Annotated in this window: 16 protein-coding genes and 3 tRNA genes; 17 read left to right on the top strand and 2 right to left on the bottom strand. The window is 46.6% G+C overall.

The window, feature by feature from the left end; translation table 11 throughout:
* Positions 1–75 precede the first annotated feature (75 nt).
* The 12 genes from KI743_RS09035 to luxS all read left to right on the top strand — a co-directional run bounded on the left by KI743_RS09035 (position 76) and on the right by luxS (position 11,309).
* A tRNA-Arg gene (locus KI743_RS09035) sits at positions 76–152 on the top strand.
* A 57-nt stretch (positions 153–209) separates the two neighbouring features.
* Positions 210–286, top strand: a tRNA-Arg gene (locus KI743_RS09040).
* A gap of 67 nt (positions 287–353) precedes the next feature.
* Positions 354–430: transfer RNA gene (locus KI743_RS09045), tRNA-Arg, on the top strand.
* A 374-nt stretch (positions 431–804) separates the two neighbouring features.
* Positions 805–1,062, top strand: coding sequence for an oxaloacetate decarboxylase subunit gamma (locus tag KI743_RS09050; RefSeq protein ID WP_032549775.1), 258 nt, complete (start codon positions 805–807; stop codon positions 1,060–1,062).
* Between the two features lie 32 nt (positions 1,063–1,094).
* Positions 1,095–2,879, top strand: a complete 1,785-nt coding sequence (oadA, locus tag KI743_RS09055) for a sodium-extruding oxaloacetate decarboxylase subunit alpha (RefSeq protein ID WP_285466075.1) — start codon at positions 1,095–1,097, stop codon at positions 2,877–2,879.
* Between the two features lie 9 nt (positions 2,880–2,888).
* Entirely contained in the window at positions 2,889–4,019 is a 1,131-nt protein-coding gene (locus KI743_RS09060) for a sodium ion-translocating decarboxylase subunit beta (RefSeq protein ID WP_032549773.1), read from the top strand.
* A gap of 154 nt (positions 4,020–4,173) precedes the next feature.
* The gene (locus KI743_RS09065; protein WP_285466077.1) at positions 4,174–5,124 is read left to right on the top strand and encodes an NADP-dependent oxidoreductase; all 951 of its coding nucleotides are present in this window, start codon (positions 4,174–4,176) and stop codon (positions 5,122–5,124) included.
* Positions 5,118–5,579: a YqaA family protein gene (locus tag KI743_RS09070; RefSeq protein ID WP_032549771.1), complete on the top strand. Its 462-nt coding sequence runs from the start codon at positions 5,118–5,120 to the stop codon at positions 5,577–5,579. Before KI743_RS09065 ends, KI743_RS09070 begins: the two co-directional genes overlap by 7 nt.
* A 9-nt stretch (positions 5,580–5,588) precedes the next feature.
* Positions 5,589–8,447: a pitrilysin family protein gene (locus tag KI743_RS09075; RefSeq protein ID WP_285466079.1), complete on the top strand. Its 2,859-nt coding sequence runs from the start codon at positions 5,589–5,591 to the stop codon at positions 8,445–8,447.
* Positions 8,448–8,546: 99 nt separating this feature from the next.
* Positions 8,547–10,115, top strand: a complete 1,569-nt coding sequence (gene gshA / locus KI743_RS09080) for a glutamate--cysteine ligase (RefSeq protein ID WP_285466081.1) — start codon at positions 8,547–8,549, stop codon at positions 10,113–10,115.
* A gap of 70 nt (positions 10,116–10,185) precedes the next feature.
* Positions 10,186–10,767 carry a hypothetical protein gene (locus KI743_RS09085; RefSeq protein WP_152469568.1) on the top strand — a complete coding sequence of 194 codons (582 nt, stop codon included), beginning with the start codon at positions 10,186–10,188 and terminating at the stop codon, positions 10,765–10,767.
* A 23-nt stretch (positions 10,768–10,790) separates the two neighbouring features.
* The gene (gene luxS, locus KI743_RS09090) at positions 10,791–11,309 is read left to right on the top strand and encodes an S-ribosylhomocysteine lyase (RefSeq protein ID WP_032549766.1); all 519 of its coding nucleotides are present in this window, start codon (positions 10,791–10,793) and stop codon (positions 11,307–11,309) included.
* 111 nt (positions 11,310–11,420) lie between these two features.
* On the opposite strand, the gene KI743_RS09095 is transcribed toward luxS, so the two are convergent.
* Entirely contained in the window at positions 11,421–12,710 is a 1,290-nt protein-coding gene (locus KI743_RS09095) for an HlyC/CorC family transporter (protein ID WP_285466083.1), read from the bottom strand.
* 126 nt (positions 12,711–12,836) lie between these two features.
* A complete protein-coding gene (locus KI743_RS09100; RefSeq protein WP_032549763.1) occupies positions 12,837–13,631 on the bottom strand; it encodes an inner membrane protein YpjD in 795 nt (264 codons plus the stop codon).
* Between the two features lie 200 nt (positions 13,632–13,831).
* Here KI743_RS09100 and ffh point away from each other — a divergent pair, with 200 nt between their 5' ends.
* The 5 genes from ffh (at position 13,832) to rplS (ending at position 17,498) form a co-directional block, all read left to right on the top strand.
* Positions 13,832–15,223 (top strand): signal recognition particle protein, encoded by a 1,392-nt coding sequence (ffh, locus tag KI743_RS09105; RefSeq protein WP_032549761.1) that lies wholly within the window; start codon positions 13,832–13,834, stop codon positions 15,221–15,223.
* Between the two features lie 262 nt (positions 15,224–15,485).
* Entirely contained in the window at positions 15,486–15,734 is a 249-nt protein-coding gene (rpsP, locus tag KI743_RS09110; RefSeq protein ID WP_004410028.1) for a 30S ribosomal protein S16, read from the top strand.
* A 28-nt stretch (positions 15,735–15,762) separates the two neighbouring features.
* Entirely contained in the window at positions 15,763–16,317 is a 555-nt protein-coding gene (gene rimM, locus KI743_RS09115; protein WP_032549760.1) for a ribosome maturation factor RimM, read from the top strand.
* Between the two features lie 27 nt (positions 16,318–16,344).
* Entirely contained in the window at positions 16,345–17,085 is a 741-nt protein-coding gene (trmD, locus tag KI743_RS09120; RefSeq protein ID WP_285466087.1) for a tRNA (guanosine(37)-N1)-methyltransferase TrmD, read from the top strand.
* Positions 17,086–17,144: 59 nt separating this feature from the next.
* Positions 17,145–17,498 carry a 50S ribosomal protein L19 gene (gene rplS, locus KI743_RS09125; protein ID WP_032549758.1) on the top strand — a complete coding sequence of 118 codons (354 nt, stop codon included), beginning with the start codon at positions 17,145–17,147 and terminating at the stop codon, positions 17,496–17,498.
* Positions 17,499–17,878 lie beyond the last annotated feature (380 nt).

Raw genomic sequence — 17,878 nt, forward strand, 5'->3', positions numbered from 1 at the left:
TCCTCCAGGACGCGCCACTATTTAAGGGTTTCCTAGTGAACTCCTGATATTGGTAATGCTGATATCAAAAAACGTGCGCTCTTAGCTCAGCTGGATAGAGTACCTGGCTACGAACCAGGCGGTCGGAGGTTCGAATCCTCCAGAGCGCGCCACTATTTAGGGTTTCCTAGTGAACTCCTGATGTTGGTTACACCGATATCGAAAACCGTGCGTCCTTAGCTCAGCTGGATAGAGTACCTGGCTACGAACCAGGCGGTCGGAGGTTCGAATCCTCCAGGACGCGCCACTATTTAAAGGCTTCCTCTCTTATGAGCATGGAATCCTAGTATTGACTTTAGTTGATACAAAACCGCGCGCTCTTAGCTCAGCTGGATAGAGTACCTGGCTACGAACCAGGCGGTCGGAGGTTCGAATCCTCCAGAGCGCGCCACTATTCAAAGAAAGCCTCGTTTATACGAGGTTTTTTTTCGTCTCAAGCTTTTGTTGTTAATTAAATGTTAATATTTGATTTTCTCTAACTTGTTGTATTTATTGTAGTTAGTTATATCTAACTACTTATTCCACCTTGCTCATATCATTTCCAGAAAAACTCCTAATTAAGTCGCAGTTTATTCACCTAAAAATCATTAATTTGTCAGATTTATGTGATCTGTATGGCGAATAATTAACCTGATCTGTGTGTTATCCGTAACACAGCCTTAAACAAAATTGACAAACTTTTACCAATCGAGATAATCCATGGGTCGGGATCATTATTCGCTGAAATCCTGCACACATGTCAGGATGACAAAGAAAGGAAGCAACATGACTAATATAGGAAGCCTGCTAGGAGATGCGGCAACCCTAATGGTGACAGGTATGTCTGTCGTCTTTATCTTCTTAACTATTCTCGTTTATCTCGTTCGGTTAATGTCGAAACTGGTACCAGAAGAAGTACCCGAGCCGATCGCTGCACCAAAAACAATTCAAAAATCACAATCAACCCCTTCTGCTGTTAGTCCACAGGTTGTGGCAGCAATATCGTCCGCGGTTCATCAATACCGTGTATCGACTGCTAAGTAGCAATTAAAAAGGATTAAAAGGAGTTAATGAGCATGTCTAAACCACTAGCTATCACAGACGTGGTACTTCGTGACGCCCATCAGTCACTATTTGCTACAAGAATGCGTATCGAGGATATGCTGCCAATCGCAGCTGAACTGGATAAAGTTGGATACTGGTCACTTGAAACATGGGGCGGGGCAACCTTCGATTCATGTATTCGTTTCTTGGGCGAAGACCCATGGGAGCGTCTGCGTGAGCTGAAAAAAGCGATGCCAAACACCCCAATGCAAATGCTACTTCGTGGTCAAAACCTTTTAGGCTACCGTCATTATGCAGACGACGTGGTAGAGAAGTTTGTAGAGCGTGCACACAAGAACGGGATGGATGTATTCCGTATTTTTGATGCAATGAATGACGTACGTAACTTTGAGAAAGCGGTAAAAGCAACGGTTGATGTTGGTGCACACGCTCAAGGTACTCTGTCGTACACCACAAGCCCAGTGCACAACGCAGATACTTGGGTTGATCTTGCTAAGCGATTAGAAGATCTAGGCTGTCACTCGCTTTGTATCAAAGATATGTCAGGCCTACTCAAGCCTTATGAAGCAGAAGAACTGATCACACGTATTAAAGCGTCGTGTGATATTCCTCTAGCGCTACACAGCCACGCTACAACGGGTCTATCAACGGCAACAGCTGTGAAAGCGGTTGAAGCGGGCATCGATATTCTAGATACCGCTATCTCTTCAATGAGCTGTACGTACGGCCACACACCAACAGAAACGGTTGTTGCTATGCTGGAAGGCACTGAGCGTGCTACTGGCCTTAAGCTTGACCAAATTGAACCGATCGCTGCTTACTTCCGCGAAGTTCGTAAGAAGTACGCGAAGTGGGAAGGTCAATTGAAGGGTGTCGACTCACGTATCCTGATTGCTCAAGTACCAGGCGGTATGTTGACGAACATGGAAGGTCAGCTGAAAGAGCAAGGCGCTGCGGATCGCATGGATGAAGTTCTGGAAGAAATCCCACGCGTACGTAAAGAGCTGGGTTACATTCCTTTGGTAACACCAACTTCTCAAATCGTCGGTACGCAAGCGGTAATCAACGTTCTAACGGGTGAACGCTACAAGAGCATCACCAAAGAAACAGCGGGTCTTTTGAAAGGCGAATACGGTCAAGCGCCTGCTGAGCTGGATGCTGAACTGCAAGCGAAAGTATTAGACGGTGCTGAGCCAATTACATGTCGTCCTGCTGATCTGCTTAAGTCAGAAATGGATGATCTCACTACTGATTTGTTAGAAAAGGCGAAAGCAGAAGGTATTTCTCTGGCTGAAGATACGGTCGATGATGTGCTGACTTACGCGCTTTTCCCACAAGTTGGTCTTAAGTTCCTGAAGAATCGTCACAACCCTGAAGCCTTTGAGCCTGCACCAGGTACTGAAGTTGAAGCTCCAGCAGCAGCTCCTGCGCCGGCCGCGGGTGGCATTGAAAGCTACAGCGTGAAAGTAGATGGTCAAGTATACGATGTTGAAGTCGGCCCTCAAGGTCAACTGACATCAGTATCACCTGCAGCACAACCTGCTCAGCAAAGTGCACCAGCGGCTGCCCCTGCGGCATCGAACGCGGAATCTGTACCAGCACCACTGGCTGGCAACATCTTTAAAGTCAACGTACAGCCGGGTGCTCAAGTAGCAGAAGGTGACGTTCTACTGATCCTAGAAGCGATGAAGATGGAGACAGAAGTTCGTGCAGCGCGTGGTGGTATCGTGCAAGAGCTAAATGTTAAAGAAGGCGATGCAGTTACTGTAGGCGCTCCACTACTAAGCTTGGCGTAAGGGAGTACCATGGAAGGATTGATGACCTTATGGTCTGAAACGGGTATTGCTAACTTTGAGTTTGGCCAGATCTGCATGATGTTGGTTGGCTGCTTACTGTTGTTCTTGGCAATTCGTAAAGGATTTGAACCCCTACTACTGCTACCGATTGGTTTCGGTGCAGTATTGGCAAACATTCCTAATGCTGGCTTCACTGAGCCGGGTGGTCTGCTGTACTACGTTTACTACATCGGGATTGAAACGGGCATCTTCCCGCTTCTGATCTTTATGGGCGTTGGCGCGATGACTGACTTCGGTGCATTGATCGCTAACCCGAAAACATTGTGGCTTGGCGCGGCAGCGCAGTTTGGTATCTTTGCAACGCTATTCGGTGCGATCTTGTTGAACTACGTACCTGGTATGGAGTTCTCGATGGCGGATGCTTCGTCTATCGCGATCATTGGTGGTGCAGATGGCCCAACGGCAATCTTCTTAGCCAGCCAGTTGTCTCCGGATCTATTGGGTGCGATTGCGGTTGCAGCATACAGCTACATGGCGCTTGTACCAATTATCCAGCCGCCAATCATGAAGGCACTGACATCTCCTGAAGAGCGTAAGATTCAGATGGCTCAGCTGCGTCACGTAAGTAAGGGTGAGAAGATCCTCTTCCCTCTTGCTGTATTGCTGATGACGATTCTATTCCTACCATCGGCAACGCCGCTAGTAGGTATGTTCTGTCTAGGTAACCTGATGCGTGAAGCCGGTGTGGTGGATCGTCTTTCGAAGACAGCTCAAAACGAACTAATCAACGTTGTGACTATCTTCCTTGGCCTAGGTGTCGGCTCTAAGCTACAAGCAGATACCTTCTTGAACCTAGAGACACTTGGTATTCTTGGTCTAGGTGCTGTTGCATTCAGTATCGGTACTGCGGGTGGTGTGTTAATGGCGAAGCTATTGAACAAGCTATCTAAAGAAGATATCAACCCTCTTATTGGCGCGGCGGGTGTCTCTGCTGTACCAATGGCAGCACGTGTAGTGAACAAGGTTGGCCTAGAGGCTAACCCACAAAACTTCCTACTAATGCATGCTATGGGTCCAAACGTTGCGGGCGTACTGGGAAGTGCGGTAGCGGCAGGTATCTTGTTGGCTCTAGTGGGTTAAGCAGGTTACATCTTGCCAAGCGGTTGAGTTAATTGGTGGTTAATTTTCAAACCAGTGGTTAACTTAGCCTAACAAAATGGTTTATAGTCGAAGGGATGCTTGTGCATCCCTTTCTTTTATTTGTTAGGTTTTAACTAATTAGGGACGTTTTGAAATGGAAAATAAACAGATAGCGATTACCGAGTTTGGCGGGGTAGAAAACCTTGTGCTTCAGACCAGTGCGATACCAGAACCTCAAGAGGGTGAGGTAGTGGTTAAGGTTGCGTTCTCTGGCGTTAACCCAATTGATGTTAAAACCCGTGCGGGATTAGGTTGGGCTGCTGCACAGAACAAAGATAATCTTCCTTGGGTTCCTGGCTACGACATTTCGGGTCAAGTGATTGCTTGTGGTGAGTCGGCAGAGCGCTTCTCTGTCGGCGCTAATGTCGCTGGATTTATTGGGTTTCCGCTTCAAGGTGGCGGCTATAGCCAATATGTTGCGGTACCAGAGAGTGCTTTGAGTGCTGTACCTGATGCTGTGACTTTAGAAGCTGCGGCTGCACTGCCATTAGCTAGCCAAACGGCCGCACAGGCGCTAAATAAAGCTGAAGTGAAAGAGGGCGATCGCGTTCTGATATTGGCTGGTGCAGGTGGTGTTGGTCACCTAGCGGTGCAGATTGCCGTCGCTGCAAAAGCCGAAGTTTACACCACATGTAGCGAAGCGAACCTTGACTACCTTGCCACACTTGGTGCTCATGCGATCAACTATCAGTTTGCTCCTGCGTCTGAGCGAGTGTCTGACGTTGATGTTCTGATTGACCTTGTTGGTGGCGACACGGCGCTTGATGCACTTAAGTGTCTCAAAGACGGCGCACGCGTAGTCACAGTACCAACGCTATCGGCAGAGCTAATCTGTGAAAAGGCTCAGCTGTTAGGCTTTACGGCAAGCGGCATGTTGGTTGAGCCACAACCTGAGCAAATGGATACCATGCTATACATGGTGAGTGTTGGTCTCTTAAAGACAGAAGTGCAACGTATCTTCTCTATAGAGGAAGCACAAGCGGCGCACTTACAGGTTGAAACTGGTCATACACGAGGCAAAGTTCTACTGGATATGAAGTGCTAGAATCATTTAATTCACTGTTTGAAGCCATAGCGCTGTGGTTCTCTGATTCCGCGCTATGGGTACTGTTCATTAGTGGCTTTCTCAGTGCCACATTGTTACCCGGAGGTTCAGAAGCCAGCCTTATTGCTGCTTTGAGCCTCAACCAATTCTCAACTTTCTCGATTATTTTGGTCTCAACTGTAGGTAACACCCTAGGTGGACTAACCAACTATTGGATTGGTTTATGGTTGCCTAATCGAACTCAATCCGAGAAGCATGGTCATAAAGCTATATCTTGGCTGCGTCGCTATGGTTATTGGACCCTATTATTCAGCTGGTTGCCTGTGATCGGTGACCCATTATGTCTGGCTGCGGGTTGGCTTCGAATGAAGTTCTTACCAAGTTTGATATTGATTGCGATCGGCAAAGCATTGCGATACAGCTTATTGGCTGGCATCTATTTCGGTTTTTTCTAAGGAGAACCTATGAAGAAGGTTTTACTGGGTACATTTTCTCTTATTGCCCTTGCAGGGTGTTCTCATCAAGTACCTAGCTCAACTTCCCTGTTTTCTTCCCTGCCAGAAGGCATCACGCTTGTTGATGAGGTGAAACCTTCTAGCGATAAAGTTGTGATTCCATACACCAAGTATCAGTTGGAGAATGGTTTAACTGTCATTCTTTCACCGGATGATTCTGATCCCTTGGTACATGTTGACGTGACTTACCATGTCGGCTCTGCGCGAGAAGAGATAGGTAAATCCGGTTTCGCCCATTTCTTTGAACATATGATGTTTCAGGGCTCTGAGAACGTAGGTGACCAAGAGCACTTTAAGATCATCACGGAAGCGGGTGGTACCTTAAACGGCACCACCAATCGAGACCGAACCAACTACTTTGAAACCGTGCCATCAAACCAACTAGAGAAAATGCTGTGGTTGGAATCTGATCGTATGGGATTTTTGCTGGATGCGGTTTCTCAACGAAAATTTGAGATTCAGCGAGATACGGTGAAAAACGAGCGCGCTCAAACCTACGAAAACCGTCCTTATGGCTTAATGTGGGAACGCATGGGAGAAGCGCTCTACCCTGAAGGTCACCCATATTCGTGGCAACCAATTGGTTATGTTGAAGATCTTGACCGCGTTGATGTTAATGATCTTAAAGCCTTCTTCCTTCGTTGGTACGGCCCAAACAATGCGGTACTGACTATCGGTGGTGACATTGACGTAGAAGATACACTTGAATGGGTGAATAAGTACTTTGGCCCGATCCCTAAAGGTCCAGAAGTTGAGAAAGCGGAGAAGCAACCAGCAGTCTTAACGGAAGACAAATACATTACACTTGAAGACAACATTCGCCAGCCAATGGTTTTAGTCGGTTGGCCAACGACTTATCGTGGTGAAGAAACACAAGCGACATTGAATGCCTTGTCTAATGTTCTTGGTAAAGGGACCAACAGCTACTTGTATCAAAACCTAGTCAAGACTCAGAAAGCGGTCAGCGCGGGTTCGTTCCATGATTGTGGCGAGCTTGCATGTACACTTTATGTTTATGCGATGGGCGACTCGGGTAAGAAGGGTGACCTGACCGTATTGAACCAAGCACTATTGGATACGCTAGATAAGTTCTCTAAAGAGGGCGTGACTCAAGAACGTCTTGACCAAATTACGGGTATGGCAGAAGCCAATGCGGTGTTTGCACTGCAAAGTGTTCGCGGCAAGGTATCGCAACTCGCTTCGAATGAAACTTTCTACGGGCAGCCAGATCGTATTGAGTCACAACTAGAACAGATTCGAGCTGTGACCCCTGAGAGTGTAACTCAAGCCTATAAAGACTTTGTCCAAGATAAGCACAAAGTGACGTTAAGCGTTGTTCCTCGCCGTCAGCTTGATTTAGCCGTGCGTGAAGCGACATTTGTGACGCCACCTCGCACGCTACCTGAATATACCAAGGTAACTGAAGACCAGTTGGAGTTTAGAAAGGCACCTAATACCTTTGATCGCAGTGTGATGCCAGAGGTCACTTTTGGTGTTACCGCTACTATGCCTGAGTTGTATCGCGTCCACTACGCCAATGGTGGTGAACTGATTGGTACTGTGACGACAGAAACACCAACGGTACAACTTCAATTCCAGCTGCCAGCCGGTGAGCGTTATGTTTCAAAAGGTCAGGAAGGTTTAGCGAACCTAACCGCAGCTATGATGGAAGAGGGTTCAACGCAGCGCTCAGTTGAAGAGTTGCAAGCGACACTCGATAAGCTGGGCAGCAGTGTCAGTATCAGTGCGGGCAGTTATACCACCGATATCTCAGTGTCATCGCTTGAGAAAAATCTAGCGCAGACACTGGCGATTGTAGAAGAGGTGCTGTTCTCTCCTAAGTTCGATGAACAAGACTTCGAACGAGTGAAAAGACAGATGCTAGAGGGTGTAGTGTATCAACATCAACAACCGAGCTGGATGGCATCCCAGGCCACACGTGAAGTGTTGTTTGGTGATAGCCTGTTTGCCCGTTCAAGTGATGGTACTGAAGAGTCTCTGAAGTCATTAACACTGGATGATGTAAAACAGTTTTACAATCAGCACTATACTCCTGAAGGGGCGAATATTGTTATTGTAGGCGACATCTCGAAAAGAGAGGCTGAAAGGCAGCTAAACTTCTTTAAAGAGTGGCAAGGCGATGCGGCTCCACTGACGCGTCCGCAGGTCATTACGCCGTTGGAAGGCCAACATCTGTACTTGGTCGACAAGCCAAATGCGCCACAAAGCATTGTTCGTTTGGTGCGTAAAGGTCTACCTTTTGACGCGACTGGAGAGCAGTATTTAGCTCAATTGGCGAACTTCAACCTTGCAGGTAACTTCAATAGCCGAGTGAATCAGAACCTACGTGAAGACAAAGGTTATACCTACGGGGCAAGCGGCTACTTCGCAAGTAATCGTGAAACAGGGGCGGTGGTATTTAGTGCTCAAGTTCGTGCTAATGCGACAGTTGCCTCTATTCAAGAGTTCGTTAATGAGCTCAATGAGTTTAGCCAGAGTGGATTAACTGATGAAGAGGTGAAATTTATGCGCCTCGCAGTCGGTCAACAAGATGCACTCAAATACGAAACACCAAGCCAGAAAGCGGGACTGCTAAGTAACATCGTGACCTTAGGTCTTGATGAAGACTACCTTAAGCAGCGCAACGAGATAGTCGACAACGTCTCTAAAGAGCAGCTTAATGAGCTCGCTAAACGCTGGTTTGATCCGAATGATTATCAAATTATTGTCGTGGGTGATGCAGCTTCACTGCGTCCACAACTAGAAAAGTTAGATATTCCCATAGAAGAGCTTGAAATCATTCGTTAGAGTACACATTAATGGGGGAGAAAAGAGAGAAGCTGTTTTTCTCTCCCAACCAATTATGATAGTTCTAATCAGAACGATATAAGATAAGTGAACTGAATTTTGACTGATTTTGCTGCGCGACTGAAGCAAGTTGCAACCAACCCAAAGACCTTTTCTCAGTTTGGTCGTGGTGTTGAGAGGGAAACGCTCCGCTACAAGGAAGATGGTCGTCTAGCGACTGGTCCTCACCCTGAAGCTTTAGGTTCTGCGTTAACCAACGAGTGGGTAACGACGGACTTTTCTGAATCGTTACTCGAATTCATTACGCCGGTCTCGAATGACGTTCCGACATTGCTGAACCAGTTATCAGACATTCACCATTTTACTCAAACCAAGTTAAATGGCGAAAAGCTATGGCCACTGTCTATGCCTTGTTACGTAGGTAGCGAGGATGACATTCAGCTGGCTCAATATGGCACGTCGAACACGGGTAAGATGAAGACTCTATACCGTGAAGGTTTAAAGCGCCGTTACGGTAGCCTGATGCAGATCATCTCAGGGGTTCACTTTAATTTCTCGTTTCCAGAAAGCTTCTGGGATAGCTTGTTTGGTGAGCAAACTGAACAAGAGCGTAGCGATGCTAAATCGGATGCGTATTTCGGTTTGATTCGTAACTACTACCGCTTTGGTTGGTTGATCCCATACTTCTTTGGTGCGTCACCAGCTCTATGCTCTTCATTCATTAAAGGCCGCGAAACCAAGCTACCGTTTGAACAGCTAGGTGGCACCTTGTACCTGCCAAAAGCAACGGCACTGCGCCTAAGCGACCTTGGCTACACCAACAGCGCGCAAAGTGTGCTTAAGATTGGTTTCAACAGCCTAGAGCAATACCTTGAAGGGCTGAACAAAGCGATTCGCACACCATCACAAGAGTTTGCTGAAATCGGTATTAAAGTTGACGATGAATACCGTCAACTGAACAGCAACGTTCTGCAGATTGAAAATGAACTGTACGCACCAATTCGCCCTAAACGTGTGGCGAAAAGTGGTGAGAAACCGTCTGAAGCGCTAGCGCGCGGCGGTGTTGAGTACATTGAGGTTCGTTCATTGGATGTAAACCCGTTCAGCTCAATTGGTATTACCGAGCAGCAGGTTCGCTTCCTAGACCTGTTCCTAACTTGGAGTGTTCTATCTGAGTCTGCTGAGATGGACAACTGTGAACTTGAGTGCTGGCGTGACAACTGGAACAAGGTGATCCTTGAAGGTCGCCAAGTGGGTCTTGAGCTGCAAATCGGTTGCCACGGCGAGAAACTGTCGCTGCAAGATTGGGCGAAGCGCGTCTTTAAAGACCTTCGAGTGATTGCAGAATTGATGGATGCTGAGCAAGGTGGCCGTGCTTACCAAGAGACATGCGACACCCTAGAAGCTTGGATTGATAATCCAGAACTGACGATCTCTGGCCAACTACTAGAAGAGACTAAGAAGCACGGCGGTTTAGGCAAGGTTGGCTGTGAGCTAGGTAAAGAGTACGCTCAGAAGCACCGTGATCACCAATACCAAGTCTACTCAGCAGAGCTGATGGAATCTGAGGTTGTACGTTCAGTGATGGCGCAGAAACAGGTCGAAGAGGCGAGTACTCAAGACTTTGATAGCTTCTTAGCTGATTACTTCTCGTACCTTAAAGCATAGCGAGTTTGTGGTGGAAAGGATTCAAGCCGTATCAAGTAACAAGCGTCGTCAGCTGCTATCTTGGGTCACTATGGGTGTTGCTGTTAGCCTCTTAGCTGGTTGTGCAACCCCTCCGCCTAAGAAGCAAGACAACCTGTGTAGTATCTTTCGAGAGAACCCGTCTTGGTATGACGATGCCGTCGATATGCAAGAAGAGTGGGGCACGCCAATTAATGTAGCGATGGCGTTTGTGAAACAAGAGAGTAGCTTTCGTCACGATGCCCGCCCACCGAAAGATTACCTGCTAGGCTTTATCCCATGGGGACATGTCAGCAGCGCTTATGGTTATGCTCAGGCGCAAGACCCTGCTTGGCAAGACTTTCAGAAAGCGACAGGACATGGTGGCTCTCGAACGAATTTTGATGACTCACTAATGTTCATCGGCTGGTACACCAATGAAACGCGTCGTCAATTAGGGCTCTCTCTTTGGGACCCATACAATCAGTATTTGGCTTATCACGAAGGTCGTGGTGGCTACAAACGTAAAACCTATAACAGCAAGCCGTCATTAATTAAGGTGGCGCGCAAAGTTGAGAAGCAAGCGAAAGATTATGGTTGGCAACTGAAACAGTGCCGCCAAGAACTGGAAGACAACCGGAGTTGGTTTTTCTAAACCGACCGTCATGGAGAAAAAGAATGCCTTTATTAGATAGTTTTACTGTGGATCACACACGCATGAATGCACCTGCAGTACGTGTGGCTAAAACGATGCAGACTCCTAAGGGAGATACGATCACAGTATTCGATTTACGTTTTACTGCACCCAATAAAGATATCCTGTCAGAGAAAGGAATTCACACTCTTGAGCACCTTTACGCTGGCTTTATGCGTGCACACCTAAATGGCGAGCAAGTTGAAATCATCGATATCTCACCAATGGGTTGTCGTACGGGTTTCTACATGAGCCTGATTGGTACGCCTTCAGAGCAGCAAGTCGCTGATGCTTGGTTAGCAGCAATGGCTGACGTGCTGAAAGTTGAGAGCCAAAACAAGATTCCTGAGCTGAATGAATACCAGTGTGGCACAGCAGCGATGCACTCTCTAGAAGAAGCAAAAGAGATTGCTAAGGCTATTCTAGATGCTGGTATCTCAGTGAATAAGAATGATGAGCTGGCACTACCAGAATCTATGCTTAAAGAGCTGAAGGTAGACTAAGTTCATTTTATCGTTCGTGAATTAAAAAAGCCCTGTTCTGAACTGACCCCATAAGGGTAAAGTTGAACAGGGCTTTTTGTTTGTCTGCTACATTGTGTTTATCGAGTGACACTATGTATTAAAGCTGGTGGTCTCTTGCAGTATTTGAGGGAAAACGCGAACCAGTTTAATTCTGTTCTCTTCTAGCTCCACAATCTCCATTGGGTGACGCGCAACTTGAACACTTAGGTGGCTTTCTGGAATGTCTTCTAGGTGCTCTAGGATTAAACCGTTGAGCGTTCTTGGACCATCGGTCGGCAAACTCCACTGAAGCCCTTTGTTGATGTCTCGAATATTAGCGCTGCCTTCAATCAGGAAGCTACCGTCGCTTTGCGGTGTGATCTCTTCCGACAGGCTCGGTGCAATCGAGGTTGTAAACTCACCAACAATCTCTTCCAAGATATCTTCTAGTGTCACAAGGCCATTGATATCGCCATACTCATCGACAATCAAACCGATACGTTGCTTATTGCGTTGGAACTTTAGAAGCTGAATATTGAGTGGTGTTGCTTCAGGAATAAAGTACACCTCATCAGCTGCGCGCAGCAGTGTCTCTTTGTTGAATTCATTTTTTTCTAGCATCAAGCGGTACGCTTCACGCAATCTCAACATACCCACTACTTCATCGATTTGATCGCGGTACAGCACGATGCGGCCATGAGGAGAGTGGGTCAGTTGTCGAACGATCGACTTCCAGTCATCATTGATGTCGATGCCCGTGATCTCGTTGCGTGGCACCATGATGTCATTCACCGTGACGTGCTCTAAATCGAGAATAGACACCAACATATCTTGGTGGCGCTGTGGAATCAGAGTACCTGCTTCATTCACGACCGTTCTTAATTCTTCAGAGCTGAGGTGGTCTGTAGCATCGTGATCCGCTTTTACGCCGATGATGCGGATAAAACCGTTAGTGATGACGTTAACCAGCATAACAAGTGGCGAAAGCACCTTCATTAGTATCGTTAGTACAATACTGCTGGCGTAAGAGACGCGCTCAGGGTAAAGAGAGGCGATGGTCTTTGGGGTTACTTCAGCAAACACCAGAACCACTAAGGTTAAGGCACCGGTTGCGATTGCCACACCAAGGTCGCCATAAATACGCATACCTAAGATAGTAGCGATGGCTGAAGCGAGAATATTAACGAGGTTGTTACCGATAAGGATAAGACCGATAAGGCGGTCAGGTCGGCTTAAGAGTTTTTCTACACGACGCGCACCCTTATGACCCGATTGGGATAGGTGTTTCAAACGGTAGCGGTTCAGGGACATCATGCCCGTTTCAGAACCAGAGAAATAACCAGAAATTACAATGAGACACGCGAGTAGCGCAAATAAGATACCCGTAGATATGTCGTCCAAAACTATTACTTTCCTAAATTTGTATCTTGATTAATTTATGACCGATGCAGGTCGAGATGTCAACTGAATGTAAAGTATGTCATACATTAAAGGCAAGGTGTGTACCTTGCCTTTTATATCGAACTATTAATTCAGGATGATTTCTTGAACAAAGCGACTACCGAAGTAGGCCAGTGTTAGTAAGGTCGCACCCGCTAGCGCAAACCAAGTTACCTTCTGGCCTCGCCAACCTTTTTTGTAATGACCCCAAAGCAGTATTGAGTAGATCACCCAAGCGATAAAAGAGAGCACCGCTTTGTGTGCTTTGCCTTGAGCGAACATGTCTTGAACAAAAATAAAACCAGTAAGAAGCGTACCCGTAAGCAGGCCGTTACCGATAAGAATAATCTTGAACAGCTGTCTTTCAACCATCATGAGTGGTGGTAGGTTCGGGTTGATGACCAGTGCCTTTTTCTTCTTGAGCTTGTAATCGAGCCACGCCAGTTGCATCGCATACAGAGCACCGATGGTCAGAGTTGCGTACGAAAACAGTGCCAATGAAATATGCATGAGCAGTTTAGGGTCGTTCTCTAGGTGCTTAATAAAGGTGCTTGGGAGAAACGCAGCGGCCAACAGGTTTAGAGCCGCAAAGCTGTACACGACAGGGAGAATAAACCAGAGGCGGTTTTTAAGCATTGCTCCACTCATTACCAACGAGATAATAAAGCTGATCAATGAGGCAACATTGAGAATACTGAGGTTTTGACCGCCGGCGTTAAAGATTAAGTCGCCCAGCAACCACGCATGAAAAGCGATAGCAAGAAACGCGCTCACCAGTACCGTTTTGGCACGGATTCCTGTTTGGTGTACAAGACCTGGGATGATCGTGGATATAGCCATTGTGTATAGAAAGGCTGCTGCGATCGCAATTAGACTGTCCATGGTATCCATTTAAATGATTACTAATTCGCGAATTATACCCTGCATCGCCCTTTTGGGCTATGGTGAACCTCACTCATTTATTAGTGAACAGCGCCCTATATCACACACCGTCATTATTAACCGCTGACAACGGGTGTGACTCTATTCCGCGCTAATGTATACTCTCGGTAATAGTCGCAGGATTGAGCGAAGAGAAAACTATGTTTGATAATTTAACGGATCGTCTATCCAAAACGCTGAAGAATATCAGCGGTAAAGGTCGTCTGACCGAAGACAACATCAAGGATACGCTACGTGAAGTACGTATGGCGCTACTGGAAGCCGACGTTGCACTGCCGGTTGTCCGTGATTTTGTAAAGCGCGTTAAAGAAGGCGCGGTAGGTGTTGAGGTTTCTAAATCTCTAACTCCTGGCCAAGAATTTATTAAGATCGTTCAGGCTGAGCTTGAAGCGGTAATGGGTGAGTCGAATGAGGCTCTTAACCTAGCTGCTCAGCCGCCAGCAGTGATCTTGATGGCTGGTCTACAAGGTGCGGGTAAAACCACATCGGTAGGTAAGCTATCTAAGCTCCTAACTGAGCGTGATAAAAAGAAAGTACTGGTTGTTTCTGCCGACGTTTATCGCCCAGCGGCGATCAAACAGCTTGAAACATTGGCTGCAGATGTTGGTGTGGATTTCTTCCCGTCTTCTGCAGATCAAAAGCCTATTGATATCGCGAATGCAGCGATTGATCACGCGAAGAAGAAATTCTACGACGTGCTACTTGTCGATACCGCGGGTCGCTTAGCCATCGATGAAGAGATGATGGGCGAGATCCAAGAGCTTCACACTGCGATTAACCCAGTTGAGACGCTGTTTGTTGTCGATGCAATGACAGGTCAAGATGCGGCGAATACAGCGAAAGCCTTTGGTGATGCACTACCGCTAACTGGTGTGATCCTAACTAAGGTTGATGGTGATGCACGTGGTGGTGCGGCGCTTTCTGTACGTCATATCACAGGTAAGCCAATCAAGTTCTTGGGTGTGGGCGAGAAAACCGACGCGCTAGAACCATTCCACCCAGATCGTGTTGCTTCTCGTATCCTAGGTATGGGTGACGTTCTGTCTCTTATCGAAGACCTACAGAAGAACGTAGACCAAGATAAAGCAGAGAAGCTGGCTAAGAAGTTCAAAGAGAAGAAAGGTTTCGACCTTGAAGACTTTCGCGAGCAGCTAGGTCAAATGCAAAACATGGGCGGTATGATGGGCATGATGGATAAGCTTCCAGGCATGTCTCAGCTACCTGACAACGTAAAAGATAAAGTTGATGACAAGATGTTCAAGCAAATGGAAGCGATCATCAACTCTATGACCATGAAAGAGCGTCAGCGCCCTGAGCTTATTAAAGGCTCACGCAAGAAACGTATTGCGGCAGGTTCTGGTACTCAGGTACAAGATGTTAACCGTCTGCTTAAGCAGTTCACCCAGATGCAGAAGATGATGAAGAAAATGCAGAAAGGTGGCATGAAAGGCATGATGCGTAACATGCAAGGTATGATGGGTGGCATGGGTGGCGGCGGCATGGGTGGCGGTTTTAACCCATTCGGCCGTTAAGTCCTTCTTCCTATTAAGTTTGAGCTATCACCACCTAAGTTTGCGTAGTCAGTGAAATGCTCGCTGCGTTACTTTTCAGAGTGTTAGCTCTGTCACAGAAAGTGTACAGAGACTCTGTTGGCGAAAAAATAGCTAAACCCCTTGCATTGCCCCGGAATAAGAGTAAAATTCCGGGGCTTTAATTTGGCACGAGACCCCAAGTTATTTATTGATAAGTAGCTTCTGGGGTTAATTTATTTATTAAGAAAGCAAAGAGGACGACATGGTAACCATTCGTTTGGCACGTCACGGCGCTAAGAAGCGTCCATTCTATCAAATCGTAGTAGCGGACAGCCGCAATGCAGCAACTGGCCGTTTCATCGAGAAAGTAGGTTTCTTTAACCCTACTGCTCAAGGTCAAGAAGAAGGTCTACGTCTAGACCTAGATCGCGTTAACCACTGGGTTGGTCAAGGCGCATCTCTATCTGACCGCGTAGCTAAGCTAGTTAAAGACGCTCAAAAAGCGGCTTAATTTTACTTTAAAGTAGAAGACATAGCTTATGTCGATGAAGGATAAAGAAACGATGAGCAAGCAAGACGAAAAAATTGTTATGGGCAAGTTTGGTGCTACCTATGGCATTCGCGGCTGGCTGAAAGTTTTTTCCTACACAGACAATGCTGAAAGCATATTCGATTACACCCCTTGGTACATTAACCAAAAGGGTAAGTGGGTTGAGTTCAATGTTGAAAGCTGGAAGCGCCATAACAAAGGTATGGTGTGTAAGCTTGAAGGACTTGAGGTTCGTGAAGAAGCTCATACTCTGACTAACTTTGAAATCGCTGTAGACCCGGCATCACTGCCTGAATTGTCAGAAGATGAATTCTACTGGCGTGAATTGTTTGGTATGCAAGTTGTTACCACTAAGGGCTATTCCCTTGGTGAGGTCACTGACCTATTAGAAACTGGCTCAAACGATGTTCTAGTGGTGAAAGCAAATCTTAAAGATGCTTTTGGCCAAAAGGAACGGTTAATCCCGTACCTTGAAGAGCAAGTGATCAAAAAAGTTGATCGCGAAGCTCAACGGATCGAAGTTGACTGGGATCCTGGATTCTAATTCCAAAATTACAGAGCGAGAGAACACATGTGGGTTGGCGTAATTAGCCTTTTTCCTGAAATGTTCCGTTCTGTTACTGATTTTGGAGTAACAGGTCAAGCGGTTAAAAAAGGTCTTTTATCGATTGAGACATGGAATCCTCGCGATTTCACTCACGATAAACATCGCACTGTTGATGACAGACCTTACGGTGGTGGTCCTGGCATGTTAATGATGGTTCAGCCTTTGCGCGACGCTATTCATACTGCCAAGCAAGCATCACCGGGGAAGACGAAAGTTATCTATCTTTCACCTCAAGGTCGCAAGCTCGACCAACAAGGTGTAGAAGAGCTGGCAACAAATGAGAATTTGCTTCTTATCTGTGGTCGCTATGAAGGGGTAGATGAGCGCATCATTCAATCTGAAGTCGACGAAGAATGGTCGATTGGTGATTTTGTGATGACGGGTGGCGAGCTACCAGCCATGACGTTAATTGACTCGGTCTCACGGTTTATTCCGGGAGTCCTAGGTGATTTCGCGTCAGCAGAAGAGGATTCTTTTGCAAATGGTTTGCTAGATTGCCCTCACTATACGCGCCCTGAGGTGCTAGACGACAAAGAAGTGCCTTCGGTACTCAAGTCTGGAAACCATAAGGACATTCGTCGCTGGCGATTAAAGCAATCGCTAGGCCGTACTTGGCTAAGAAGACCAGAACTCCTGGAAAACCTAGCTCTGACTGACGAACAGGAACAATTACTGGCTGAATTCATTAAAGAGCAACGCTCTTAACGAAAAGCAAGCAGTAACCTATTAAATTTAGTATCAGTTTATTCTAGGAATTTATACAAATGAGCAACATCATTAAAGCTCTTGAAGAAGAGCAACTAAAATCAGACCTTCCTAAATTCGCACCAGGTGACACTGTTGTAGTTCAGGTTAAGGTAAAAGAAGGTGACCGTGAGCGTCTACAGGCTTTCGAAGGCGTTGTAATCGCTATTCGTAACCGTGGTCTTCACTCTGCATTCACAGTTCGTAAGATCTCGAACGGTGAAGGTGTTGAGCGTACGTTCCAAACTCACTCTCCAATGGTTGATAGCATTGAAGTTAAACGCCGCGGTGCAGTACGTCGTGCCAAGCTGTACTACCTACGTGAGCGTTCTGGTAAGTCTGCTCGTATTAAAGAGAAGCTTGCTAAGAAGTAATTCTTTTTGCATTCTATCGATAAAAGCGGAGCCATTTGGCTCCGCTTTTTTGTGCGTGTTGTTTCGAGTTTCGAAAGCAAGAGATCCCCAACTCACTCGTTCCTAACTCTTGGGGATGACGGGTAGGTTTGAGGTATGGAATTAGTGTAGAAAACTAAAGGAGATCGCCGCGGGGCAACAGTAGCCGTCATCCCGCCAGCGACATCAGAAATCTAGTTTTCCGATGACGATTGGAGAACAAGCCTGCGTATAACTGCCATTCCCTAGACTGACGAAGCAAGGAGTAGGGAATCTCTTTCAGTAAGTACTAATTCACCAGTAATAAAAAAGGATTGACGCAAACGCCAACCCTTAACAATTCTTCTCGAATCTCGAATCTC

This window comes from Vibrio sp. D420a, from assembly GCF_030248625.1.
In the GTDB taxonomy this organism is placed as follows: domain Bacteria; phylum Pseudomonadota; class Gammaproteobacteria; order Enterobacterales; family Vibrionaceae; genus Vibrio; species Vibrio fortis_A.